At 60.9% G+C, this 24,357-nt stretch carries 28 protein-coding genes and 1 tRNA gene; 15 read left to right on the plus strand and 14 right to left on the minus strand.

Translation table 11 applies throughout. The features are described 5' to 3' along the window. Positions 1 to 55 precede the first annotated feature (55 nt). The 3 genes from GJR98_RS13500 to mobA all read left to right on the plus strand — a co-directional run bounded on the left by GJR98_RS13500 (position 56) and on the right by mobA (position 1,517). Complete coding sequence (locus tag GJR98_RS13500; RefSeq protein WP_151139168.1) at positions 56 to 379, plus strand: hypothetical protein; 324 nt, start codon at positions 56 to 58, stop codon at positions 377 to 379. A 65-nt stretch (positions 380 to 444) separates the two neighbouring features. Further along, the gene (locus GJR98_RS13505; RefSeq protein WP_151139169.1) at positions 445 to 885 is read left to right on the plus strand and encodes a pyridoxamine 5'-phosphate oxidase family protein; all 441 of its coding nucleotides are present in this window, start codon (positions 445 to 447) and stop codon (positions 883 to 885) included. Next, on the plus strand, positions 882 to 1,517 hold the full coding sequence (gene mobA, locus GJR98_RS13510; protein ID WP_151139170.1) for a molybdenum cofactor guanylyltransferase: 636 nt from the start codon (positions 882 to 884) through the stop codon (positions 1,515 to 1,517). The genes GJR98_RS13505 and mobA overlap by 4 nt, the downstream gene beginning before the upstream one ends. Before the next feature lie 35 nt (positions 1,518 to 1,552). On the opposite strand, the gene yqeC is transcribed toward mobA, so the two are convergent. From yqeC to GJR98_RS13525, 3 genes are all read right to left on the minus strand, one after another. Beyond that, positions 1,553 to 2,296 (minus strand): selenium cofactor biosynthesis protein YqeC, encoded by a 744-nt coding sequence (yqeC, locus tag GJR98_RS13515; protein WP_151139171.1) that lies wholly within the window; start codon positions 2,294 to 2,296, stop codon positions 1,553 to 1,555. Further along, a complete protein-coding gene (gene fdhF, locus GJR98_RS13520) occupies positions 2,289 to 4,325 on the minus strand; it encodes a formate dehydrogenase subunit alpha (protein WP_151139458.1) in 2,037 nt (678 codons plus the stop codon). Before fdhF ends, yqeC begins: the two co-directional genes overlap by 8 nt. 135 nt (positions 4,326 to 4,460) lie before the next feature. Beyond that, positions 4,461 to 5,153: a TVP38/TMEM64 family protein gene (locus tag GJR98_RS13525; protein ID WP_151139172.1), complete on the minus strand. Its 693-nt coding sequence runs from the start codon at positions 5,151 to 5,153 to the stop codon at positions 4,461 to 4,463. Positions 5,154 to 5,229: 76 nt separating this feature from the next. Between GJR98_RS13525 and GJR98_RS13530 the strand changes: the two genes are divergently transcribed. Beyond that, positions 5,230 to 5,673 carry a universal stress protein gene (locus GJR98_RS13530; protein ID WP_151139173.1) on the plus strand — a complete coding sequence of 148 codons (444 nt, stop codon included), beginning with the start codon at positions 5,230 to 5,232 and terminating at the stop codon, positions 5,671 to 5,673. Positions 5,674 to 5,724: 51 nt separating this feature from the next. Here GJR98_RS13530 and GJR98_RS13535 read toward each other — a convergent pair whose 3' ends face one another. After that, complete coding sequence (locus GJR98_RS13535) at positions 5,725 to 6,153, minus strand: universal stress protein (protein ID WP_151139174.1); 429 nt, start codon at positions 6,151 to 6,153, stop codon at positions 5,725 to 5,727. A gap of 143 nt (positions 6,154 to 6,296) precedes the next feature. Here GJR98_RS13535 and GJR98_RS13540 point away from each other — a divergent pair, with 143 nt between their 5' ends. Further along, positions 6,297 to 6,767 (plus strand): HTH domain-containing protein, encoded by a 471-nt coding sequence (locus GJR98_RS13540; RefSeq protein ID WP_151139175.1) that lies wholly within the window; start codon positions 6,297 to 6,299, stop codon positions 6,765 to 6,767. 3 nt (positions 6,768 to 6,770) lie between these two features. On the opposite strand, the gene GJR98_RS13545 is transcribed toward GJR98_RS13540, so the two are convergent. Continuing rightward, entirely contained in the window at positions 6,771 to 7,433 is a 663-nt protein-coding gene (locus GJR98_RS13545) for a helix-turn-helix domain-containing protein (protein ID WP_151139176.1), read from the minus strand. A gap of 242 nt (positions 7,434 to 7,675) precedes the next feature. On the opposite strand from GJR98_RS13545, the gene GJR98_RS13550 reads away from it, so the two are divergent. Further along, the gene (locus tag GJR98_RS13550; protein ID WP_151139177.1) at positions 7,676 to 8,662 is read left to right on the plus strand and encodes a class I SAM-dependent methyltransferase; all 987 of its coding nucleotides are present in this window, start codon (positions 7,676 to 7,678) and stop codon (positions 8,660 to 8,662) included. 93 nt (positions 8,663 to 8,755) lie between these two features. Then, a tRNA-Thr gene (locus tag GJR98_RS13555) sits at positions 8,756 to 8,828 on the plus strand. A gap of 165 nt (positions 8,829 to 8,993) precedes the next feature. Here GJR98_RS13555 and GJR98_RS13560 read toward each other — a convergent pair. The 3 genes from GJR98_RS13560 to GJR98_RS13570 form a co-directional block, all read right to left on the minus strand. Beyond that, complete coding sequence (locus GJR98_RS13560; protein WP_151139178.1) at positions 8,994 to 9,224, minus strand: Lrp/AsnC ligand binding domain-containing protein; 231 nt, start codon at positions 9,222 to 9,224, stop codon at positions 8,994 to 8,996. A 102-nt stretch (positions 9,225 to 9,326) separates the two neighbouring features. Then, positions 9,327 to 9,527, minus strand: a complete 201-nt coding sequence (locus tag GJR98_RS13565) for a DUF7542 family protein (RefSeq protein WP_151139179.1) — start codon at positions 9,525 to 9,527, stop codon at positions 9,327 to 9,329. A 194-nt stretch (positions 9,528 to 9,721) separates the two neighbouring features. Next, positions 9,722 to 10,297, minus strand: a complete 576-nt coding sequence (locus GJR98_RS13570) for a DoxX family protein (RefSeq protein ID WP_151139180.1) — start codon at positions 10,295 to 10,297, stop codon at positions 9,722 to 9,724. 107 nt (positions 10,298 to 10,404) lie between these two features. Between GJR98_RS13570 and dph5 the strand changes: the two genes are divergently transcribed. Next, the gene (gene dph5, locus GJR98_RS13575; RefSeq protein ID WP_151139181.1) at positions 10,405 to 11,217 is read left to right on the plus strand and encodes a diphthine synthase; all 813 of its coding nucleotides are present in this window, start codon (positions 10,405 to 10,407) and stop codon (positions 11,215 to 11,217) included. Positions 11,218 to 11,287: 70 nt separating this feature from the next. Here the strand turns inward: dph5 and artA are convergent, their stop codons facing one another. The 3 genes from artA to GJR98_RS13590 form a co-directional block, all read right to left on the minus strand. Continuing rightward, on the minus strand, positions 11,288 to 12,220 hold the full coding sequence (gene artA, locus GJR98_RS13580) for an archaeosortase A (RefSeq protein WP_151139182.1): 933 nt from the start codon (positions 12,218 to 12,220) through the stop codon (positions 11,288 to 11,290). Between the two features lie 178 nt (positions 12,221 to 12,398). After that, positions 12,399 to 15,029 carry an ArtA-dependent S-layer glycoprotein gene (locus GJR98_RS13585; protein WP_151139183.1) on the minus strand — a complete coding sequence of 877 codons (2,631 nt, stop codon included), beginning with the start codon at positions 15,027 to 15,029 and terminating at the stop codon, positions 12,399 to 12,401. 283 nt (positions 15,030 to 15,312) lie between these two features. Next, positions 15,313 to 16,092, minus strand: a complete 780-nt coding sequence (locus GJR98_RS13590) for a VOC family protein (protein ID WP_151139184.1) — start codon at positions 16,090 to 16,092, stop codon at positions 15,313 to 15,315. A gap of 134 nt (positions 16,093 to 16,226) precedes the next feature. On the opposite strand from GJR98_RS13590, the gene GJR98_RS13595 reads away from it, so the two are divergent. After that, positions 16,227 to 17,669, plus strand: coding sequence for an MATE family efflux transporter (locus GJR98_RS13595; RefSeq protein ID WP_151139185.1), 1,443 nt, complete (start codon positions 16,227 to 16,229; stop codon positions 17,667 to 17,669). A 38-nt stretch (positions 17,670 to 17,707) separates the two neighbouring features. Here the strand turns inward: GJR98_RS13595 and GJR98_RS13600 are convergent, their stop codons facing one another. After that, positions 17,708 to 18,175 carry a TIGR04206 family protein gene (locus tag GJR98_RS13600; protein WP_191965471.1) on the minus strand — a complete coding sequence of 156 codons (468 nt, stop codon included), beginning with the start codon at positions 18,173 to 18,175 and terminating at the stop codon, positions 17,708 to 17,710. Further along, positions 18,172 to 19,281: an OBG GTPase family GTP-binding protein gene (locus tag GJR98_RS13605; RefSeq protein ID WP_151139186.1), complete on the minus strand. Its 1,110-nt coding sequence runs from the start codon at positions 19,279 to 19,281 to the stop codon at positions 18,172 to 18,174. Before GJR98_RS13605 ends, GJR98_RS13600 begins: the two co-directional genes overlap by 4 nt. Before the next feature lie 258 nt (positions 19,282 to 19,539). Here GJR98_RS13605 and GJR98_RS13610 point away from each other — a divergent pair, with 258 nt between their 5' ends. The 6 genes from GJR98_RS13610 to GJR98_RS13635 all read left to right on the plus strand — a co-directional run bounded on the left by GJR98_RS13610 (position 19,540) and on the right by GJR98_RS13635 (position 23,680). Further along, the gene (locus GJR98_RS13610) at positions 19,540 to 19,743 is read left to right on the plus strand and encodes a VNG_1110C family protein (protein WP_151139187.1); all 204 of its coding nucleotides are present in this window, start codon (positions 19,540 to 19,542) and stop codon (positions 19,741 to 19,743) included. A 77-nt stretch (positions 19,744 to 19,820) separates the two neighbouring features. Next, on the plus strand, positions 19,821 to 20,186 hold the full coding sequence (locus GJR98_RS13615; protein WP_151139188.1) for a DUF7541 family protein: 366 nt from the start codon (positions 19,821 to 19,823) through the stop codon (positions 20,184 to 20,186). Between the two features lie 132 nt (positions 20,187 to 20,318). Next, complete coding sequence (locus GJR98_RS13620; protein WP_151139189.1) at positions 20,319 to 20,678, plus strand: DUF6684 family protein; 360 nt, start codon at positions 20,319 to 20,321, stop codon at positions 20,676 to 20,678. A 98-nt stretch (positions 20,679 to 20,776) separates the two neighbouring features. After that, positions 20,777 to 22,576: a cbb3-type cytochrome c oxidase subunit I gene (locus GJR98_RS13625; RefSeq protein ID WP_151139460.1), complete on the plus strand. Its 1,800-nt coding sequence runs from the start codon at positions 20,777 to 20,779 to the stop codon at positions 22,574 to 22,576. Positions 22,577 to 22,954: 378 nt separating this feature from the next. Further along, complete coding sequence (locus GJR98_RS13630; protein WP_151139190.1) at positions 22,955 to 23,221, plus strand: DUF7520 family protein; 267 nt, start codon at positions 22,955 to 22,957, stop codon at positions 23,219 to 23,221. A 57-nt stretch (positions 23,222 to 23,278) separates the two neighbouring features. After that, a complete protein-coding gene (locus GJR98_RS13635) occupies positions 23,279 to 23,680 on the plus strand; it encodes a universal stress protein (protein ID WP_151139191.1) in 402 nt (133 codons plus the stop codon). A 2-nt stretch (positions 23,681 to 23,682) separates the two neighbouring features. Here GJR98_RS13635 and GJR98_RS13640 read toward each other — a convergent pair whose 3' ends face one another. Further along, positions 23,683 to 24,357, minus strand: a complete 675-nt coding sequence (locus tag GJR98_RS13640) for a thioredoxin family protein (RefSeq protein WP_151139192.1) — start codon at positions 24,355 to 24,357, stop codon at positions 23,683 to 23,685.

Consider the following 24,357-nt stretch of genomic DNA (forward strand, 5'->3'; position numbering starts at 1 on the left):
CCAGACACTGCCGCGAGCGCACCAATCAAGGTGTTCCGCTTCGTCGTCCAATCCGATGACTGACGACCCCTTCTCGCTCTCGGTTCCAGCAGGGTGGACCCTCGTCATCGACGAGGACACCGACGACGCGAGCGCACAGGTCATCTACGAGTCTCCCGAGAGTAAGTACCGGGTCGTCATCACCGAGTTCGCACGAGGCCTCACGCTCTACTGGTGGGTCGATATCTACGCTCACGCGGGCGGTGAGTGGCATCGTCGTGAAGTCGGCCTCGGCGACTCGTACCGTGACCCAGGTGCCGTCGCCGACGCCGCCCAAGACGCACTCGATGGACTCACAGAGACCGCATCGGAGAGTCTCGAAGCGTTACTCGAGGACTGACCTGTGCCGAATCGCCCGACAGCACCGGGCAGCCATTTCATGTGTCGGCGGTGCGAAGAGACTGTATGAGAGACATCAGGTACGTCTATACGGTGGGGATGGACGCTGCGGCCATCTCGAAGCGACTGGACGAGGCGTCGTCCGGCGTGTTGTCGCTGGCAGACGGGAATCGGTCGTACGCGATTCCCGTTCACGTCCACCTCGACGAACCGGCCGGGCGCCTCCTCTTTCGCTTGACTGACGACGGCCACAGCAAGAAGTTAGACTACATCGAGAAGACCGACGAAGCGACGTTCATCTGTTACGAAGACGCCGGTAAGGACTCGTGGAGCATCATGGCCCGAGGGCCAATTCGTGTGCTTCCGGACGAAGACCTTCCAGACGAAACAACCATCAACAGGCTGTACGGTGGCGTCCGCGTGTTCGACGAAGACGTAGACGACCTCAAACTCCACATCGTCGAACTCGTCTACGACGAGCTGACGGGACGCGAAACGGCACGATGACTCGCGTCGCAGGCGTCATCCTCGCCGGTGGGCGTTCACGACGATTCGGCGAGATGGACAAAGCCCTCGCACGACTCGACGGCGTCCCACTCGTCTGCCGAACTGCTGGGCGAGTGACGAGCGTCACCGACGAACTCGTCTTCAACTGCCGGCGCGACCAAGCCAGCGCACTCGAATCGGCCTGTCCCGACCTCGATGCCACGATTGCTGTCGATACGGACCCAGACACCGGGCCACTCGGTGGTATCCGGACTGGTCTCGACGCGACCGACGCACCGCTCTCGGCCGTCGTCGCGTGCGACATGCCGTTCGTGGACCCGTCGCTCCTCACGTTCCTCGTCGCAGAAGCCACCGAGACGGGCGCTGATGTCGTCGTTCCACAGGTCGAAGACGGCTGGTTCCAGACGACACAGGCAGTCTACCGAACAGAGTCCGTCTCGGCGGCTGCCAACGCGGTTCTCGAACAGGGTGGCGGAAAGATACTCGATGCCTTCGACTCACTCGACGTTCGAACCGTCGGTCCGGAGACGTTGGCGCGGTTCGACCCGCGTACCTTCGAGAACATCAACACACGAGAAGAGTTCGCCGCAGCAGAGAGCGCGATTCGCGCGCGTCGAACGGAAGCAGAGTGAGCGAGTACAGTCAGTAGCGTCCGACCACTGCCACGTCAGTAGACAGCGACGACGGGATCGTCTGCGACGAGACGGGTCGCGACGACGCGGTCCACTCGGGGATGTTCGCGTACCCACCCGGCGATTTCTTCGGCGTTCGCTTCGTGTTTCTCCGTGTCGACCATGTTGAGCACAGGGACGACGCGGGCCGTCTCGGGGACGTCTTTCAGTCCACCGCGGTCGCTCGTCAGTGTCGCGGCCACGTCCCACGCCGAGATGGGGTCACCGAGGTCCGTTCCGGTCACCTCCGAGACGAGTTCTGGTCGGTGGACCCGCTCGTGGGCCAGTGGCTCGCCGACGATACGGACGCTGACGATTGGACAGACGAGGTCTGTGCTGTCGGGCAGTCGTGGTTCGTGGTCCCCAGGTGCTTTCAGCCATCGCGACCGTGCGCCGTCGGCCTTGGTCAACACCACGTCGTCGGTGGTGCGGCCGAGGGCGGCGACAGTTGACGGGTCGTAGCCGCGGTACCGGTCCGGTCGCTCTCGCTCTGGAACGACGCCAAGTGGACGTGTCGAGGTCTCTGCGACGGTCTCGACGGGGTCGTCGGTGACGACCACTTCGGCGACTTCGTCGTCGAAGATGGGAATTCTCACGGTACTCGTGACCACGCCGTCAAGCGAGCGGGCGAGTCGATAGATGAGCGTCTTCTTCCCGCCCGCCCCGACCACGCACGCGAGGTCGTTCGGGCCGATTCCAAGCGCGTCTGCGAGCGTCACGTCGAGGGGTGCGTCAGTCATCGGTGTCAGGTTCGACTGTCACGCGGACAGCGCTGTGTTTGTACTCGGGTATCTTTGCCGTCGGGTCGAGTGCATTACCGGTCAGTTTGTTCACGAGTGGGTCGGCGTAGTGGAACGTCGTGAACACGGTTCCTCGCCTGATTGCGGGTGTGACTTCGGCGGCGACGGTGACGGTTCCGCGCTCGTTTTCGATACGGACCCGGGCTCCGTCTTCGATTCCCCGGGCAGCGGCGTCGTCAGGGTGTATCTGGAGCACGTCCTCGCCGCGCATCCGCATCAACACGCCAGAGCGACGACTGAGCGCGCCGCTGTTGAAGTGCTGGAGGACGCGTCCCGTCGTGAGAACGAGTTCGTCGTCTTCGACGGGGTCCGCCGGGTCGACGTGTTCGATGACTCGGAGCGAAGCGGTCTTCGACCCGTTCTCGAACCGGTCTGCGTGGAGGAATGTGGTTCCCTCGGTTGCGCCCTCGGGGAACGGCCATCGCTGACTGCCGGTTCCGATTCCCTCGTACGACATTCCCGCGTAGATTGGTGCAACCGCGCAGAGTTCGTCGAACACGCCTTCTGGCGTCTCGGGCGATTCGAGACCAGCGACGCGTGCGGCGAATTCACGGAGGATGTCGAGGTCAGTCCGGGCGTTCCCCGGCGGCGCGACGTTCTGTCGCATGCGGATGACCTGTCTGTCGGTGTTGGTTACCGTGCCAGACTTCTCCGCCCAGACGCTTCCCGGGAGAATCACGTCGGCGTAGTTCGACGTCTCCGTCGGGAAGATGTCGTGGACGACGCAGAAGTCGAGTTTCTCGAACTGCGCTCTGACGTAGTTCGTGTTCGGTTCGGTCATGGCGGGGTCCTCCCCGAAGACGTACGCCGCGCGGACTTCGTCGCCAAAGCGGTGGGTCGCTTCGACTTCAGTGAGACCAGGTGTTTCCGGAGGTTCGAACCCCCACACCTCGGCGGCGGCGGCGCGGGCGTCCGCGTCGGTCACGTCACGGTATCCCGGAAGGGCGTTCGGGAGGCCACCCACGTCACCCGTTCCCTGAACGTTGTTCTGGCCACGAAGCGGGTTCACGCCCGTTCCTGCCTTGCCGACGTTGCCGGTGAGGAGTGGCAAGTTGATGAGCGTGTGGACGTTGTCCGTCCCGCAGTGGTGCTGGCTCATTCCCATGCCGGTGAAGATGGCGGCCCGGCCTGCTTCACCGTAGGCACGGGCGGCCGCTCTGAGGTCCTCTGGGTCCACGCCAGCGCGTTCTGCTTCTTCGTCCACGTCGAGTTCGGAGAGGTACGCTCGGAGGCCGTCGAATCCGGTGGTTCGCTCAGCGACGAACGCTTCGTCGACCAATCCTTCCTCGACGATGACGGCCGCCATCGCGTTCAACACCGGGATGTCGAAGCCGGGTTTGACGGGGAGGTGGATGTCCGCCGCCTTCGTGGTCGCGTTCTCTCGGGGGTCGACGTGAATCAGCTTCGCCCCGGATTTGAGCGCCGGGAGCACGTACGACCGGAAGATGACGGGATGCTGTTCGGCCGGGTTCGCACCCGTGACGAGGAACACGTCCGCCTCCATCAGGTCTTCGAGGGAGTTCGTCATCGCACCGGCACCGAACCGGTTGCGCATCGCGGCCACCGTAGACGCGTGACAGAGGCGGGCACAGCTATCGACGTTGTTCGTCCCGAGTTTTCGTGCCGTCTTCTGGAGGAGGTAGTTCTCTTCGTTGGTGCAACTCGCCGACGTGAAGAAGAACACCGAGTCGGGACCGTGGTCGGTGACGATGCGGTCGAACTCGCGTTCGATACGGTCGAACGCTTCTTCCCACGTCGCTTCGACGAGCGTCCCGTTCACGCGGACGAGCGGAGTAGTCAATCGCTCTTCGTGGTCGACGACGTCCCACGCCGCGGCGCCCTTCGGGCAGAGTTCGCCCTTCTGGTTCACCGGTCCTTTCCACCCAACTGCACTCTCACGGTCTGCATCGTATCGGATGCCACATCCCACACCACAGTACGGGCAGACGCTCTCGTTCGGTTCTGCCACTCGATCTTTCATGGTCGAACCCCACACATAGTAGAACATGCAACGCCAGTGATATTCATCGTACCGCTGGCACCGAGCGTGTGAAAATCGTCGGTAGACAACTTCGTATTCGCCGAGTAACCGAACTCCCGCAGTTCACTCGGTGAACACGGCCAGTATCTGTCTACGGTAGAGGAACCCGAGAACCGACGCCGACACGAGGGCGGAGACGAAGATGACGAGGAGAATCGGCTCGCTATTGGCGGCCGCCGAACCCGCGAGGTTCACCAACAAGAACCCCGGCAACCTGCCGACTGCGGCGACGGCGACGATTCGACGGACCGGAATGTCCGTGAGACCTGCCGCAAAGCAGATGGCGTCGTCGGGAAGGCCGGGGACGAGAAAGATGAGAAAGAGGACGGCGAGTCCGTGGGTTGCCACCGTGTCGTCGAAGAGCGCGAGTGCATCGGCCGTGACGACGCGTTCGACGTACGGACGACCGAAGTGACGTGCGAGCACGACGGCGAGCGTCGTCCCGATGACGATGCCGACCATGCTGTAGACCGTCCCCCAGAGTGCACCGAAGAGAAAGCCGCTGGCGAACCCGAGCGCCTGTCCGGGGACTGGCGCGACCAGCACCTGAAGAATCTGCACGGCGATGAACGCCAGTGGCGCCAGAGGACCGACCTGGAGAAGCACCGTCCTGAGCTCCTGTGGGTCCGCGAGAAACGGATACTGGTTCACGACGACCGACCCGACGACGACCATGGCCGCGACGAGAGCGACGAGGAGGAACGTCGCCTGCCACCGGTCGCGGGTCGATTCGAAGAGGGTCGGGACGCGAGTCACAAGGATGGGGTCGTGCGCTGGAAGGAAAAATCCCGCCGCGAGAGCGTTTTTGTGTCGAGAGTGCGTAACGATACACATGCCCGAGATCATCCTCGTTGCAGTCGACGGGTCACCGCTGTCGAAGCGAGCGTTCGAACAGGCGCTCGCGGACGCTGAGTCGACCGTCATCGCCCTGCACGTCATCGACCCCACGGACCCGGGGTACAGCGCTCCTCTCGACGTCGACGTAACCCTCGAACCGCTCCACGGGTCGGCCGAGTGGTACGAGAAAGCGAACGAACTCGCAGACGAGATATTCGAAGAACTCACCGCACTCGCCGACGGGAGCGGTGTCGAAGTCCGGACGAAGACGCTCCGTGGCGACCCCGCCCGGAGCATCGTCGAGTACGCGAGTGACGAAGACGCCGACGCCATCTACGTCGGGGGACACGGCCGCACCGGCGAGACGAACCTCCTTCTCGGCAGCGTCGCAGAACTCGTCGCGAGTCGTGCGAGCGTCAGTGTGACCGTCGTCCGGTAAGTGGTCCGGCCGACCGTTGCACGTCTCTGAACAGCTCCCTCTCCGCAGACCTCACGTGTCGCGCGGAACAGGCGGAACACACATCACTGGAGCGTCCGAGAGTCTCACGACTCGCTCGGCGACGCTTCCGATGAGGTAGCGTTCGAGGCCGCTCGTCCCGTGAGTCCCCATCACGACGAGGTCGGCGTTCCGCTCGTCACTGTAGTCGACGATTGTCTCGGCCGGGAGTCCGACGCGAATCTCTGTCTCGACGGGGACGTCACGCGCTGCAGCGAGTTCAGCGATGACCTCGACTGCCGCCTCACCACGAGTCTCGAGGTCGTCGTCCGTCACCGGTGTGTCGGCGTGCGTCGTCCGCACGTCGACGACGTAGAGGACGTGGAGTGCCGCGCTGTACTTGGCCGCGAGGTCGACCGCGTACTCGGCAGCACGCTCTGCGTGGGTGCTCCCGTCCGTGGGGACGAGAATGTGGTCGAACATGACAGAGAAGACGCGTGCAAGCGCGATAAAACCGGATACCCACGCGACACAGCAGGCCAAATCCGGCAGATTTCTCGGGGGGTGAGAAGTGAGATTCCGCCTTATGCTGTTCGCGTTCGTACTTACTCACTGGAGAGTTACAGATGCAAGCCACGAACGACCGAACTGCAGAACTCTGGATTCGACCGATTCGCGACGGCCTCGGTGAGGAACACCAAACCCTCGTCGTCCGCATGGAGCGCCTCGTCACGGACGGCTTCCTCAACGACATGTGTCTGCGGACCTGGAACCACAACGTCGACGTCGAAACGGATATGGCGCCGACGAAGCGCGACGCGCTCATTCGGGAGCGACTCGCTGCGTGCAGACAGTGGGCGCGACGGGAAGGCGTGAAACTGCCGACTATCGAAGAACACGCGAAAGTCGGGTCGGGTCGGATGGGACCTGCACACGATACAGTCGTCCTCCCACAGACACTCGTCGTGGTGTTCCAGGGTGACGACGTCGAGGCAGTCTACCCGCACGAACGCGACGGGAAGATGAAGTCGGTCGCCGACTGGGTCGAAGACGCAGAGACGCTCCTCGGCATCGACACCGACCACGTCGACGTGTGAAGGCTACCGATTCGAGGGGATATCCGAACTGATGGTGGACGCGACGAGTGTGGCGATGCCACGGCGGAGTCGTTCCGAAGTCGACTGGGGAGAGATATCGAGCTCGGCAGCGAGGTCAGACAGCGACACTTCCCGTGGGACCTCGAAGTAGCCTTCTTCGGCGGCGAGCGTGAGCACCTGTCGCTGCTTCTCACTCAGGCCGTACCCGGTCGTCCCCGTGGTGTCGCCGCTGTAGATTCGCTGGACCGACATCTCGAGACCCATCTCGGTACAGAGGGTCCGGTACTCGACGAGTGCGTCCCGGTCTGGGAATCGCATTCGCGTGTGGAGACCGTCCGTCGTGAACGACACGTCGAGACGTGATGCGCCGACTTCGACGTCGTTCGGGTAGACGACCGCGCCTGCGGCGTCCGATATCTGCACTCGGTAGAGCCTCCGTGTCGGCAGTGACTCCATGAGTTTCGGAGTGCCGACTGTCTCGTCGTTTCTCATCCCTTCTTCGAACGCGTCGAAATCACCACCACAGGCCCACAAGAACAGCACTGGGCGCTCAGGGTCGGCGGCGACGGCCTGCTCTACGTCGAGTCGCATCTCAGGTGCGTACTCGATGGCAGTCGTCAACGGGAGGGCTTGACTGGTAATGGTGAACTCCGCGATGCAACTCATTTTCACCACCATCGGAATGGAGCGTATAAAATGCAGTTACTTTGACTGGTATCTCTCGAAAGGGCCCGGGCAAGGCCCAAAACTGTTGTCAGAGGCACGCCCACTAGCACGACAGTGTCGTAGTACGGTGGGCATATCTACGTATATCGGGTAGTTGGGAATAGATACTCCCTGATTTATCAAGGTATTATATACCGACGCCGAAGCGTCACGCTTACTCGGAGTCGGGCAGTGGTCCAGATATGAACGTCCCTTGTGTCCGTGTTCCCCGTGAATCGGGTGAAGCGACACGCCAACGCCTCGCCGACGCCGACCTGTTGGACCACGAACACCAGATTACTGTCGTGGAGGGGGACCTCTACATCCCCGTGGTCGCTGCCGACTCGGTTCCGACCGAGTTCGAAGTGGTCGATTTCGAACCACCGACGCGAGAGACACAGACGACGCCCGCAGACATCCTCGGGTACGAACCGTCGTACGAACGACTCGGCGACATCGTCATCCTCGACGAAGACGACACAGAACGGGCCCGTGAGATTGCCACGGCCATCGTCGACTCAGACCTCAAAGCAGACACGGTGGTGAACCGCGCCTCGAAAATCAAGGGCGAACTCCGGGTTCGAGACTGGGACGTTCTCGTCGGCGACTCGACGGAGACGGTCCACCGCGAGTACGGCACCGAACTCCACCTCGACATCGACACGGTGTACTTCTCACCGCGCCTCGCGACGGAGCGACACCGCGTCGTCGAACAGATTCGCGAGGGAGAACACGTCTTCGACATGTTCGCCGGCGTCGGCCCGTTTGCCATCCCGGCGGCCGAAGCGGGCGCCGACGTCGTGGCCTGTGACCTGAACGAAGCGGCCGTCGAGTTCCTCAGAGAGAACGCGGAGCGAAACGACGTGTCCGACCGGGTCACAGCCGTCCACGGCGACGTTCGCGAGGTGGCCGACGACTACGAAGGGTGGGCAGAACGCCTCATCATGAACCTACCCCACAGCGCCGACGAGTTCCTCGACACCGCTGTTCGACTCGCCGGCGACGAGTGCATCATCCACCTCTACGACATCCAGCACGAAGACGACCCGTTCGGCCCCGGTCTCGCTGCGGTCCGCGCCGCCGCCGACGAGGAGTACGATGTGGAGGTCATCGAGGAGAAAATCGTCCGGTCGTACGCCCCACACGAGTACAACGTCTGTTTGGACGTTCGCCTGACGAAGCGCCCGTAGCGCAACGTGGTGACGACCGACAGACACAGGGTTGATTCGCAAGTCTTAATTACGTAACCGGGGTACGAAAGAATGCGTTCGAAAGCCCACCGCGCCGGTGTAGCTCAGCTGGCAGAGCGATTCCTTCGTAAGGAATAGGCCGAGGGTTCAAATCCCTCCACCGGCTTACTTTTCCCGCGAAACTCACACGCCGAGCACCTCGTGTGCTCGGTACTCGTGAGCGGGTGAATCAGTGACTCTGGAGGGATTTGAACCAGGGAGCGAAGCGAACGAAGTGAGCAGAGCGACCGAGGTTCACAATCCCGATTGCACGGCGACACACAGACTCTCGTCACTCCAGTACGATACACGTACTCGTCCGGCCGACGCCGTCGATCGTGTGAATCTCGTCGGAGATGAGTTTGAGTAGGTCGCGTTCGACATCCGCTTCGACTTCTGCGATGACATCGACCTCGCCGGCGACGACATTGGCTTTGCGTACCCCGTCGAGTGTGCTGACTTGTTTGGCGACGTCCTGTGCGGTTCCCGCGGCAGTCTGAATCGTGATGTAGGCTTCGACCATTCGTAATTATACTCTGTCAATTGGCATAAGTGCGAGTCAGCGTAGCAGGCACAACAGGTCTGAGAAGCGCCACAATCCGATTGTACAGAATCGACCGCGCGGTCAGCGCTCAGGAATTCCACACACTCCCGCTTCCTCACCCATCTTCTCGACACCGGGTGCGAAGCGGCCTAACTTCCAGTCGGGGTCGTGGCCCGTCTCTTCGCGGTGGTGTTCGATTCGGAGACGGGCGTCGGCGAGTTTCGAGAACCGCTCTTCGAGACCACACGCGGGGCAGATAACCGTCGCTCGGGTGTCCGTCATTGTTCGAACAGAACACAGCAGTCGAAGTAATTCTGTCGGGTGTCGTTTTGTAGTGGGCATACAACACGTCAATTCAGCAGATTATTGTGGGTCGAGGGCACGACACACAAAATCAGACGATGTCGAAAGAAGCCGTGTAGCGCAGGGATTCACAAAAATAAGGGCCGATACGATACCGAGGGAGTGCGGTCGCGTCAACCCATGACGAGGCTCATCCACCTGTTCTTCTTGACGAACTCCAAGTTCTCCAGGTAGGCGTCAACGCCGAGGATTCTCCCGGCACCGAAGGCACCGAGTCCGAACAGCAACACGGCGTAGACGATGTGGTCGTCGACGACCCACCCGTGGGCGAGTGGAAGACCAGCGAGGATGCCGCCTTCGAGTGCCGCTGCCCAGTAGAACAGCATCATGATTGCACCCCAGAACGCGCTAAACCGGACGAACGCACCGAGGATGAGCGCCAATCCAGTGAGCGTGAGCCCCCACATGTTGAGTTGGTCGATGAGCGGATTCCCAGCCATCGACATCCACAAGCCAGCCAGGGGGTTCCCGGGTGGGATGGCGTTCGCGAGGAAGCCAGCAGCAGTCCAATTGTTCGAGGGGTCCGCATCCAGGTACGTGACGAGTTTCGTCACGCCACCCTGGAACAGCGTCCATCCCATCACGATTCGCATGATGAACAGCGAGAGACCGACCCACCGCTCTGAGTATTCGAACGTTACGTCCTGTCCAAACAGCTTCGTCTCTAGTACACGGCTACTCGTTGCCATATAGAGGAGATATTTTCCGTCAACATATTTAGAAGTGTTGCAGATTCTCACTCATTGCCGAACGACCGTGTCACGCCGTTTATCACCGCCCACGACAGAGCAGAGGTATGCTCACCTTCATCGGACTCGGTCTCTTCGACGAGCGCTCTATCAGCGTCGAAGGACGCGAGGCACTCGCCGATGCCGACCGTGCGTTCGCAGAGTTCTACACGAGCCACCTCGTCGGTGCGACCGTCGAAGACCTCGAAACGTACCACGACATCGACATCGAAGTACGCGACCGGGCTGGTGTCGAACAAGACCCAGAAGAGATTCTTGCGGCCGCCGAGGAAGAGCACGTAGCGTTCCTCACTGCCGGCGACACGATGATTTCGACGACACACGTCGATCTCCGCCTCCGGGCCGAAGCGCGAGGAATCGAGACGCACCTCATCCACGGCGTCACCGCCCAGTCTGCAGCGAGTGGGCTCACTGGGCTCCAGAACTACCGTTTCGGGAAGGCAGTCACCCTTCCGTTCCCGTACGTCCACGGTGGCGACCCAGTCCCGAAGAGCGTCGTCGACTCACTCGAAGCGAACCGCGAACGCGGGTTGCACACGCTCGTCTATCTGGATATCAAAGTCGACTGGGAAGGTCGCCGCGGCGTCGAAGTCGAAGGCGACCAGTACATGACCGCAGACTACGCCGCCGAGTTGTTCGCAGAACACTGGGACGGCGACGCACTCGGCGTTGCAGTCTGTCGGGCGGGGAGCCGAGAACCAGTCGTTGCGGCCGACCGACTGAGTGAACTCGCTAAACAGGACTTCGGTGACCCGCTTCACATGCTCATCATCCCCGGAGAGGTACACCACGTCGAAGCGGACGCGCTGATGGGGCTTGGTGGAGCACCAGAAGACCTGTTCGACTACGACGAACGGTAGACAAACTCACCCGCCGGAACCGCAAATAGCCGAACCGAGAGGAAAAACAGCTTTCGGGGTTACTTCTTACTTAGGCTCGTGGGTCGTTTCGACCCTCGAAGCCCAGTTCGGAGTGGAGGTCGTACTCTTCTCCAGTGACCATGTACAACACGTCCTCGATGACGGTGAGGAGTTCTGGGACCTCACGGACGACCAAGTACGTGATGCCGATGAGTGCGACGACCGCGAGCACCTGACTGATGATGCGGTCGGAGATGAAAAACGACACCAGATACGGGTCCGACGAGCCGAACAAGAACAACACTTCGTCGACGAACACGTGGAAGTACTGCTTTCCGACGGAGATAGTGATGAACGTCGTCCGGAGGAGGTTCAGCGCGTAGATAATCGGAACGGCGATAGCCAGGCCACGGAGTTTGCGTCGAATCGGGGCGTCGACGGCCGCGATGAGGCCTGCGAAGATGGCGATACTCCCCAGTCCCGTACACGCGAGTACGACGGAAATCTCGATTCTGTGTGACCCCTGCATCCACAGGAACGTGTTCAGATATCCCTCGTCACCCGGGATCATGTTCGTCGAGTATCCGAGCGACTGGATGAGGAAGTTCGTCTGGGCGGCGACCGTCTCCATCAAGAAGCCGCGGGGTGCTGGAATCGTCGTCCCGAAGAGCGTCAACGCGGGAATCGTCTCGAACGGGAGATACACGATTCCCATCGCAGCGACGGCACGCGAGAGGACGAACAACGTGTCACGACCGCTGTAGAGAAGCCAGCCGGCGTAGAGTGACGCGGGGACCGCAGCGATGGTCAACAACCCCTCGATGTAGCTCTTGTGAACGAGCGTGAAGTGTGGGATGAGTTGGAGCCAGAAGATGGCGAAGAGGACCCACGCAGCAGCCATCACTCGTCGCCCGAGTTCGCGGTCGCGCCCGTTTGCGACCACACCAGCGACGAAGGCGGCGATGGCCACCCAAGCAAGGATATCGGAGAGCAGACCGGGCATACGTGTTGGAACACGTGGACGAAATAAATCCCTTGTCGTTGCGTGCGCCGACGATGCGCGACCGGTCGAACTCTGTGACAGTATCGACGTGTGACTCGTGACGACGCTGTCGCTCACGGGTCGAGGTCAATAAAAAAATTGAGGGAACCGGGAAAACCCGGTGGTTAGTTAGCGAGGTTTAGTCGCGGCGAACTGCGAGGAGAGCCGCAGCGACGAGAGCGACGAGGGAGACGACGACGCCGAAGCCAGGCGTGCTGGATTCAGTGGTCTCTTCTGCCGGCTCTTCAGTCGGCTCTTCCGTTGGTTCTTCCGTGGGTTCCTCGGTTGGCTCTTCCGTCGGCTCTTCCGTCGGAGTTGCCGTTTCTTCGGTTTCCTCAGGCGTTTCGGTTGCCGTCTCAGTCTCTTCGACGAGGCCAACGACGCCCTCTGCGGAGGCGTCTTCAGCGTCGCCAGAGTCGACGGAGACAGTCACTTCGAACTCGTCGCCTTCCTTCTGTTCGGAGAAGTCGAATGCGGACGAGAACGAACCGTCAGCCTGGACGTATGCGGTTGCCGTCTTGAGGAAGCGCGGCTGGGTGTCGCCGGTGGACTTCACGCGGACGGTGAGAGCCGTACCGGGTGCGACAGATGCCGAGCCCGAGAGCGTCTGCTCTGCGGCAGCCGAGACGTTAGCGTCGTCTCCGAGCGAGAGCTCAGGAGCGACGACTTCGAATTCAGCGGATGCGTTTTCGTCTTCGTCGGCGAGGTCACCGTCTTCGAGGACGGTGAACGTCGCGTTGAATGCATCGTCGTCCTCGACAGCGAACTGGTCAGCACCAGTGCTGTAGGAGTCCGTGCGCGAAGCAGAGACGTCGTCGAGGTCGTAGACGATGAAGTACGTGTCGTTCTCGCCGTCAGCGATGACCGTGGCGCTGGAGCTGTTGATGCCCAGGACCTTGGCGTCGCGGTTTGGACCAGGGTTCGTCTGCTCGACGGTGACGTCGAACTGCGTACCCGTGAGGTCGTCGAAGCTCTCAGCGTCGAAGGCGCCTTCGAGACCCGTTGCGACGACCTGGTGGACGACGACGTCGCCGTTGGCGACGGAGTCAGTCTGCGTCAGGTTGCCGTCTTCGATGGCGTCGTAGACGTCCGAAGCCTCAGTGACTTCGGTGCCCGTTGGGGCCGTCCAGACAGCCTGGGAGTCCGTGCTGCGCTCTTCGAGGACGAGGGTGCCGACGTTGTCGGCATCGTCGCCAGTTGCGACTTCGAGACCGTAGTCACCAGCGTCGAGGAGACCCGAGACGCCGGTCGTGATGTTGTCGGAGGTGACGGAGACGCTGTCGTCGCTGTCGTCAACGTCGAACGATGCTGGGTTGCCAGCGTCGTACGTGTTGAACAGGAGGACAACTTCGCCGTCGTCGTTGCCGTCAGTGACGGAGACGTTCGCGGTGTAACCCACGTCGTCGCCGCCAATCATGACGTCTGCTTCATCCGTACCCTCGAGGGTGACGGTGATTTCTGCGATGTCGCCAACCTGTTCGGTGACGACGTTGGAACCGAAGTCGGACGAGGAGTCCTTAGCCTTCGAGACCGAGACAGAGTCGGAGACGACGGTGACTCCAGAGAAGGAGTCCGTCACTTCGACCGTGTAGTTACCGGAGTCGAGCGAACCGAGGTTGAAAGCAGCTTCACCCTGACCGTCGAGTTCGACAGTCTGGGAAGCGACTTCGTCGTCGTCAGAGTCGACTGCGACGACGTCGACGGTGCGGCCGTTGGCGTTTGCCGTGACCGTACCTTCGAGGTCATCCTCGTCCGTGATGTTGAGGTCGTCGACGGAGACGTCGAGACCGAGGTCGCGAACGTCAACGGAGCCTTCAGCGGCGTCGACCGTACCGAAGTCGAACTCGTACGTGTCGAGTGCGCGGTCCTCAGTGTTGAAGACGAAAACCTTGCTGTTCTTGCCGGTGGAACCAGCGAAGACGTAGTCGTTGTCCTCGTCAGAGGCCGTGACTTCGACGTCCGTGTTGGCGCTGCTAGCGACGACTGCAACGTTGGAGCCCTTGTAGGCCGTGTTGTTTGCCGTGCCGGAGTCGCCAACGAAGACGGGTGCGAAGGTGACGTCCTTGGTGCCGGTCATCGTGTTACCGGCATCGTCCGTGATTTCGTACTCGACTTCGAGGTCGCTCGTGTTGATCTCGCTCAGGGAGAACGTGTGGGAGCTCTTCGTACCGGACGTGACTTCAGCGAGGCTGGAGTCACCGTCAGTGACGTTGAGCTTGGTGATGGTCACCGATTCACTGAATGCGACTTCGAGGTTAGCCGTGGATGCGTCCACACCAGTTGGGTACTGGATTGCGGAGAGGACAGACGGGTTCTCAGCGGCAGTAACCGTGAGCTGGTCCGCAACGGTGGTGTTAGCCGTCTCGTCGTAGTCCACTGAATTGTCAGTGTCCTCAGCAGCGGCCACGTCGTAAGTGCCCGCGTCGACAGAACTCAGGTCGAAGCTGCCAAGAGACTGACCGGCGTTTGCTCCGGTACTGGTGGCAGACGCGTTCGGCTCACCTTCGTCAAGGATTCCGTCGCCGTCGACGTCAACCCAAGCGATCAGCGTGTCGGTACTAGTGGTATTGTCATCCACCGATACGGTGGAGATGGAAGCAGAAGGACCTGCTTCCAAACTGACTGCAGTACCTGCTCCACTTCCAAGGTTAATGGAGTCAGGCGCAGGAGCAGCGGCAGCACTACCCGTAAACGCGATGGACCCGGCGAAAACCGAGAAAACCATCAGCGCCGCGAGCAGGACTGCGCGGATCTGTTTGTTGCGTGTCATTGTTAGTTAGATGTGTCTGCAAGCGGCGAAGCAGCTTTCCTCCCAAATGAGCCCGAGGGTAGGTTCGGGCACGGGGTTACTCGCTGGGATCACCTTGAGTAGGGGTACGGTCGGACCTATCTGCTGGCATTATATATGCTTTGTGTATCTTCTTGGTATAGATACACTCTTTTGGGCAATTCATTCAGTTTTGTCAACAAGAACGAGAATCAACTAACGGCTTGTTTTGTTACTTGTTGACAATCGAAAAAGAAAGCCGTCGACCGACTGATTTCGCAGCGTGTTATTCGGGCGATTCGAAGTCAGCTGGCAGAATCTCGACTTCGTGCCCGTCAGGGTCCTTCGTGAAGGCGAACATGTCGTCGCAGGACTCGGGGTCGCGGTAGTCTTCTGCTTCGCGTTCCATCAGGACTTCCCAGTAGTCGTGCAGGTCGTCGGCACGGACAGCGAGGTGGCCCCACGCGTCACCCATGTCGTAGGTTCGGCCGTCGTAGTTGTAGGTGAGTTCGACTGCCATCGCTTCTTCGGCGGCCCCTTCGGGCTTCATGAAGTAGTTCGCGAAGGTGTCGGACTCCCAGCGGCCCGTGTGCTCGTATTCGAACTTCCGCGTCCAGAAGCCGAGCGCCTCGTCGGCGTCCTCGACACGAATCATCGTGTGGTCGAGGCTCCACTTGGCACCGTGGTCGCGCTTGACGATTTCGACCTCGTGGCCATCTGGGTCCTTGACGAACGCGTAGCGGCCACCACAGGACTCGGGGTCGCGGTAGTCTTCGACGCCCTCGTCCATGAGCTGTTGGTACGATTCTTCGAGTTCGTCTTCGGGGACACGAACCGCGATGTGGCCCCACGCGTCACCCATCTCGTAGGAGTGGTCACCGTGGTTGTAGGTGAGTTCGAGCACGGCGCCGTCTTCGTGGAGGTCTTCCGGGCCGAGATAGACGTTGGTGAACGTGTCGGCCTCCCAGCGACCTTTCTCTTCGTAGTCGAGGTGAGTCGTGTACCAGTCGATCGACTCGTCGAGGTCTTCGACACGGATCATCACGTGGTCGAGGGTTCCAGACATAGACGTGAGATGTGTCGCACTGGCGAAAAACGTACCGGACGCGGAACCCCCCGTCGGTAGTTGGCACACGGCGTCTCTGTGGCGCTCGTGTCGTTACGTGCCGCATAAGTACTCGCCACCGTTACGACACAGTCGTGCCCTCGGTCCCCAATCCCATCCGCCTCCTCATCGTCGGAATCGGGCTTGCACTCTCCCGCGTCGGCCTCGTCGACCGTGAGCGTGCGGTCCGCACCGCCGACCTCGCGTGGCCACGCATCGTCACCGGCATCGCCCGAATGTCGAAGAACGCGGTGGACGTGGCGATGGTCGGCATCGCCTCGGGAACCGTTGCAATCACTGGTGTCGGATTCGCCGGGCCCTTTTGGGGACTGGCCTTCGCACTCGGCGGCGGAATCGCAGGTGGGACCATCGCACTCGTCTCACAACGGTTCGGTGCAGATGCACTCGAACAGTTAGGACTGGCAGTCCGGTCGAGTGCGCTCCTCACTGTCGTCGCAACACTCCCGGTCACGGCAGTCTTCTGGGCGTTCCCGACCGAACTCATCTCTCTGCTCAGCAACAACGCCGAGGCCATCGAACTCGGTGCCGACTACCTCCGAATCGTCGGTCTCGGTGTTCCTTTCGCCGGGCTGAACCTCATCGGAAGTCGAGTCCTCGTCGGGTCCGACGACGCGTACACCGCGATGGTCTTGCGTGCGAGCGGTGCCATCGTGAACATCGTCATCAACGCGGTACTCATCTTCGGCCTCGGAATGGGCGTCGAAGGAGCAGCACTCGGAACCGTCCTCTCGAACGTCGTCGTGACCAGTGCGTTCGTGATTGGGCTGTCACGCGGAGCACTTCCCGGCGTCGGCGCGTTCCCGGTCACAATCGACCCGTTTGGACCGTTCCTCGACTTCGCGACACTCAGTGACCTCGTCGAGATCGGGCTCCCCGTGATGGGCCGGAATCTCGTCTGGACCGTCGCAGAGTTCCCGATGCTCGCCATCCTCGACAGTTTCGGCCCCGACGTGGTCGCCGCGTTCGTCATCGCACGGCGTATCTGGGGACTGATGAACACGCCCGGATGGGGGTTCGGACTCGCCTCGTCGAGTCTCGTCGGCCAAGCACTCGGGAAGAACGACGAGACACTGGCAGAGGCGTACGGACACGAAGTCATCCGATTCGCCGTCGCGACCTACCTCGTGTCCGCCGTCCTCGTCGCCCTGTTCGCCCGTCCAATCGTCCTCGGATTCGTCAACAACCCGTCCGACCCAGCGGTTCCGATTGCAGTCGACCTCGTGTACGTCGCCTGTATCGCCGTCATCCTCCAAGGCGTCTCCGGCGGGGCAGCAGGACCGCTCGATGCCAGTGGCGACACGGGATGGACGTTCGGGAGCCAATTCGTCGGGATGTTCCTCGGGTCGATTCCGCTCGCGTACATCGGGTCGGTCACGTCGCTCGGCCTCGTCGGACTCTACCTCGCGTTCGTGGCCGAGACGTCGATTCCGGCGACGCTAAACTACTATCGGTTCCGTACGGGGCCGTGGAAAGCGGTGAGTCGAAGCTATCGTCCAGAGGCGACCGCAGACGACTGACGACGCGGTTTCGACGGTGACAACGCTGTTTCAGCGGTCTACGTCGCGCGGTGTGACCAGTAGAGATAGCCCGCGACTGCCCAGAGGAGAATCGTTCCCAGTGGCCACGCGGTACGGCCGGGTTGGACCGAGAACCCACGCGCGACTTCGAGTTGTGTCACACCGGCGAGAACGAGACCTGCCGCCGTTATTCGGACGTCCTCCCGTCCGAAGAGATACCCAGAGAGGGAACTCCCGAGTGCGACAACGTAACACGCGACGCCGACGGGCCACACGAGGATGTAGTCTGGGAGCCCCATCGTAAAGCGGAAGAAGAAGTCGGTGATGGTCGTGAGACTCCCCGAAGAGGGAGAGACGAGACCCCACGCGAAGAGAAACGTCGTGGACCCGGTGGTGAACGTCTGTACAGACCACGGAACGACACCGACAGCGAGGACGAGGAGTAGTCTCGCACGTTCCGGAGTCAGTCCACGAGCGTCGGGACGAATCCGGTGGTCAGACGTCACCGCTGTGCGATGATGCGGAGGACGTCTTCGTCTTTCAGTTCGTGGTCGCGGCCGACCTGTTGTTCGTCGTGTTTCGCACTCGGTCCGGAGACGCGAGCGAATCGGAACCGTTCGTCGAGTTTCGCACCGAGTTCGTGGATGGCGTCGTCGACGGTGTCACCCTCACGGAGGATGAGCGGTTCTTCGTAGTCGACGCCGCGCCCGGGCTTGTCCATGTAGATTCGGATGAGTCCGAGTGCGTCCCACATCTCCTCTTTCAGGGCATCGAGTCCCTTCTCCGCCTCGGCGCTGATGAACGTCACTTCGTCGGGGTCGAGGCCGACTTCGCGGAGGTCCGCCTCGACAGTCGGGAGATAGTCCTGGTCGATGAGGTCCGCCTTGTTGGCGGCGACGATAGACGGCAAGTAGACGCGGTTTTTCATGATGCCGTCGATGAGTTCGTCGATCGTCGTCTCACCCCGAAGCGTGACTTCGGCGTTGACGAACCCGTGTTCACGGAGGATTCCCTTTATGGTCTCCTCGTCGAGGTCGACGTTGTCGCTCTTCGTGACGTTGATGCCACCTTTCCCTTTCTTCGTGATAGAGAGACTCGGCGGCGACGTATCCAAGCGAATCTTGTTGGCGTACAGTTCCTCTTGGAGTCGCTCGTATCGGTCGATTTCGAACACCGAGAGCATGAAGACGACGAGGTCGGCCGTGCGGACGACAGAGAGCACCTCTTTGCCGCCACCACGACCTCCCGCAGCACCTTCGATGAGGCCAGGAACGTCGAGTATCTGGATGTTTGCACCCTTGTACTTCAGCATCCCCGGGTTGACGTTGAGCGTCGTGAACTCGTACTCGCCAGTCTCGCTCTCCGCGTTGGTGAGGGCGTTGATGAGCGTCGACTTTCCGACGCTGGGGAATCCAACCAGTGCGACGGTCGCGTCGCCCGTCTTCTCGACGGCGTATCCTTGACCGCCACCAGCCGAACTCTGGTTCTCGAGTTTCTCTTTCAGTTCCGCGAGTTTCGCCTTCAGTCGACCGATGTGCGCCTCTGTCGACTTGTTGTAGGGCGTATTAGATATCTCCTCGCGGATATCTTCGATGTCCTCCTCCAGTCCCATTGTCCAAACTTCCGCTGCGTCCGTCGAAAAACCCTTTCCTTCGAACTCGAAGAGTCGTGGGGGTGCTACTCGTCAGTGAACACATGGATTCTGTACAGGCGTCTCGTGGTTTCTGTGACCGACACCAGTGGTTAACCGTCGAAGGTAGACTGAACCTTCTTCGAACGGTGACAATTTCATTCACGTACGCGTATACGCGGGCGAACAGACTTCGTCACGATTATACACGGACAATTCAACACCCACAAACAACGACCGATGCCGAGCCCTGGGACGCTCCGTGATAGCACCCAAATCGTGCTTCAGTACGACCTTCTGGACGACGTTCGGGAGGAAATCGAAGCAGAATTCGTCGTCTCGTTCCACGAACACACGCCCGAGACGTGCCGAATCATCGGTAGTCCAGTAGAGATTCGGGCACTCAGCGATTATCTCGCACGGCAAGGTATCTCGCTTCCCTAACTCACGTCTCAGTGCTCACCCCTCAGTACCCACCCTCGTTCCGAAGGGCTTGTTACCACACAGTCTAACAGGCGGGTATGGACGAAGCGCCGGGACTCTCCGACCAGTACCGCACGGCCAGTCCGTGGCCAGTGTTCATTGCGCTCGGAATTCCCATCTCCGAACTTGGTCTCCTGTTCGACCTGTTTCCGCTCTCCGTCGGCGGCCTAGTTTTGTTCGGCGGGAGTATCGCAGGGATACTCCGTGAGTCGGGATACGTGAAATCCACCATGAAGTCGCTCGTCGTTCTCTCTGCCATCATGTTCGCCTTCGGTGGTTGGCTCGTGTTCACCGATGTGGCCCTCGCTACACGCGGATACGCAGTCATCGTCGCCGGATTCCTCCTCCTCGTCGGCGGCGGCGTCTTCGAACTGTTCGTCCGCGACCAGCGGCCAACGATATAGATTTCTGACGCTAACGGTCGTTTTTCGACGGACGTCGTTGGGATTTCTCGTGAGAACTGCACAGAGAGCACCGCCGCCGGGGCGAACGAGAAACCAACAATCTATTTGAACGGCGTCCCCGAGTGTCTCGATATGGCAAGCAAGACCTTCGACAAGGATACCATCCTCGACCTGACGGTCAACATGGTACCGTTGGTCATCATCCTGTTCTTCGTGGTGGGCTTCGCTCTCGTCAACCCCTTCGGATTCGACTCGCTCACGACGGGGCTTCAGTACGGCATCATGGTTGGGTCGTTCATCCTGCTCGCGGCCCTCACGTACCTCTCGGGGAAGGCTATCGCTGGCTCCGAACACACCAGCACCGTCTACCCCCCAGGACAGGCGACTGTCCCGGGCGTGAAACCACTCCACGAAGAACACGCAGAAGCCGAGGCAGAACTCGAAGAACCGAACGACGGTGACGCAGTAGAAGCGGCCGAAGGAACCGCTTAAAACCCCCCGAATCGCAGGGCGTTCCCGAATCTTTCATTACCCTGCACTCCTCACCCACTTCCATGGAGGTTAACGGACAGCTAGCACTGACGGTGTTGATGGGGATCTTCCTCATCGCCGTCGCCGCGTGGCTCGCGCGGGTCGAAGATTGGCGGTCGTACACCCCACTCGCGGGCGGTGGGGCCGTCGGAAGCACAGAGCAGTACGTCTCGGAGGAGAAACCGTCCGGGGTTATTCGCTGGTTGACGACTGTCGACCACAAGGACATTGGGATACTTTACGGCGCGTATGGCCTCGTCGCCTTCGCCGTGGGTGGCCTGATGGTCGTCGTGATGCGCCTCGAACTGGCCGACCCTGCGAGTACACTGATTTCGAACACGTTCTACAACTCGTTGCTCACCAGCCACGGGATTACCATGCTCTTCCTGTTCGGGACGCCCATCATCGCGGCGTTCTCGAACTACTTTATCCCGCTCCTCATCGGCGCGGACGACATGGCGTTCCCCCGAATCAACGCGATTGCGTTCTGGCTTCTGCCACCCGCAGCGCTGCTTATCTGGGCCGGGTTCTTCCCCATTCCGGACGTCATTCCGGCGCAGACGGCGTGGACGATGTACACCCCGCTCTCGGCCGGTGTCGGGTCGGGTAACCAGGCGAACGCTGGTGTCGACCTGATGCTCCTCGGCCTGCACCTCTCTGGTGTCTCGGCCACGATGGGTGCCATCAACTTCATCGCGACCATCTTCACCGAACGCAACGAGAAGGTCTCCTGGGCGAACCTCGACATCTTCTCGTGGACCATCCTCACCCAGTCGGGCCTCATCCTGTTCGCGTTCCCGCTCCTCGGCAGCGCCATCCTGATGCTGCTCCTCGACCGGAACTTCGGCACGATGTTCTTCGGTCTCGAAGGCGGCGCGATTCTCTGGCAGCACCTGTTTTGGTTCTTCGGCCACCCCGAAGTGTACATTCTCGTGCTCCCCCCGATGGGTATCGTGAGCCTCGTGCTCCCCCGCTTCGCGGGTCGTCGCCTCTTCGGGTTCAAGTTCGTCGTCTACTCCACGCTCGCGATTGGCGTGCTCTCGTTCGGTGTCTGGGCGCACCACATGTTCGCGACGGGTATCGACCCCCGTCTCCGCGCCTCGTTCATGGCCGTCTCGCTCGCGATTGCGATTCCGAGTGCAGTCAAGACGTTCAACTGGATTACGACGATGTGGAACGGAAAGATTCGACTCACGACGCCGATGCTCTTCTGTATCGGCTTCGTGTCGAACTTCATCATCGGCGGCGTGACGGGTGTCTTCCTCGCGTCGATTCCGGTGGACCTCGTGCTCCACGACACGTACTACGTCGTCGGTCACTTCCACTACATCGTCATGGGTGCCATCGCCTTCGCTGGCTTCGCTGGCCTCTACTACTGGTTCCCCATCTACACCGGCCGGATGTACCAGGTCACGCTCGGTAAGTGGCACTTCTGGCTGTCGATGGTTGGGACCAACCTGACGTTCTTCGTCATGGTCCTGCTCGGCTACGGTGGCATGCCTCGTCGCTACGCGACGTACCTGCCACAGTTCGCGACGCTCCACCAGATTGCGACCGTCGGCGCACTCATCCTGTTCGTCGGTCAGGTCATCTTCGTCTGGAACTTCGTCCAGTCGTGGCTCGAAGGGCGCAAGGTCGAAGACGGTGACCCGTGGAACCTCGCCGAAGACAACCTCGTCACGGCAGAGTGGCACTGGTTCGACCGCAAGCTTCAGACGGCCGTCGCGGACGGCGGCGAAGAAGACGCGGAACTCGCAACGGATGGGGGTGAGCGAATCAACGATTCGCGATCCTCGTCGGATGTCTCATCCGACGGCGGCGAGCCGGTCAACGAGACCGACGCTTCCGCCGACGAGTAATCAGGAACACAGTCTTTCTTTTTTAATCGCTGCAGTCGAGAGCGGACGCGCTCGACGCTGTGAACGCCGGACCCCCCGAAGACAGTGCTGTTGCTCAGTATCGGTCGTACCGAGAGAAGCGACACGAGTCCGTCGCGGATGTGAGAGGTGAGCCTAGCGCTCGCTCGCCGTGGACGACGACTGTTACGAAGAACAGACGCAGTTTAGACGACGAGGAGGATACCCACCACGAACATCAGTATCGCGACGGCCCCGAGGATGATTCCGAGGATATCCGTATCCGACATATCGAACCGTTGCGACTGTGCGGCAAAAGGTTAATCGGTGCGACGCGTGGGAACGAAAACTGCTATCCGGACGCGACGCAGACGGTGAACTGTGAGTTCGAACGTCCGCGGTCAACGCTTCGTCCTCGGGTTGTACGCCGCCCTCGTCACTGTCGCAGGAGTCGCAGGATTCCTCACGGGAACGTTCGTCTCGGGACTCTCGCCACCCCGATTCCTGTTTCTGATTCCGTTCCCAGCGACACCCCTCGGCTTCGCGGCGTACGGAGCGTTGACGATCGCGCTCGTCCTCGGCGTGCCACTCGTTCTCGTCGTCTTCGTCTCGGCACGAATCGACGACGATGCGGCGAGAGGTCAGTAGGAAAAATCAACGAACGTTCGACACAAATACTAAGGCGAGGCACCGGGACGTGGTAGTATGTATCACGTGGTAATCGGTATCGACGACGATGCAGACCACGCGCTCGCGTGTGTCGAAGAAGTGGCGAATCTTCCGGGCGACAACTCGGAGAAAGAAGTCACGCTCATCCACAGTTTCACAGACAATCCGAGTGGTGCGTCCGCGACGCAGATTCACTCGGTACGCGAGGCGAGTGAGTTCCTCGAAGAACACGGTATCGAATACGACGTCAACGAGTCGTCGGGCGACCCAGCGGAGGTCATCATCGAGTTCGCAGAGGAAGAAGACGCAGACCTCATCGTCACCGCTGGACGCAAGCGCTCACCCGCTGGGAAGGCGCTCTTCGGGAGTGTCACACAAACGGTGATTCTGAACTCCAACCGGCCCGTCATGGTGACGGGCACGACGAAGCGCTCGTAAAACTAGTAGACGCGGTCGAAGACGTTCGACAGTTCGACGGGCGACCGACGTCCGGACTCGTGTTCTTTCAGATCACCATCACGGAACCAGAGGAACGACGGCGCAGCGTCGACGCCGAAGGCGCGACAGAAGTCGCCGGTCGCCTCGCCATCGACACCCGCGACTGCGACACCCTCGGGCACCTGTTCGAGGATATCCCCGAGGTCTTCTTTCATCACATCACACGGCGTGCAGTTCCGCCGCCACACCGTGATGACGGCATCCGGGTTGGCTGCGAGGAACGACTCGTAGGAGTCGTCGTCCAGTTCGGTGAGTTCCGCTGGAACCGGTGACGAGGGCGTGATTTCGACGAGGAGATTCGCCATGAGGACGAGCATGTCCTGCCCCACCGGCACGTCGAGGAACGACTGTGCCGCGAGGTACGCGACGACGTCTGCCCTGCCCACGTCGTGTTCGGCGAGTTGTGCTTCGACGTCGTCTGGGTCGAGGCCGAACAGTTCGACGACGGTGTTGTTGAACTCCTCCTCGGAGACCGCACCGTAGATATCGTGGTAGATTGCCAGCGTCTTTTCGAACTCGTCGCTCGTCGTGAGCGTCCCGTCAGGTGCTTCGTCGACCGCACCGGCGGCGATGAGCGTGTCGAGCGCTGACTCGGGAGTGCTGTGTGTTGCTGCCAT

Origin of the sequence: Haloferax marinisediminis, from assembly GCF_009674585.1 — an archaeon.
Taxonomy (GTDB): Archaea; Halobacteriota; Halobacteria; order Halobacteriales; family Haloferacaceae; genus Haloferax; species Haloferax marinisediminis.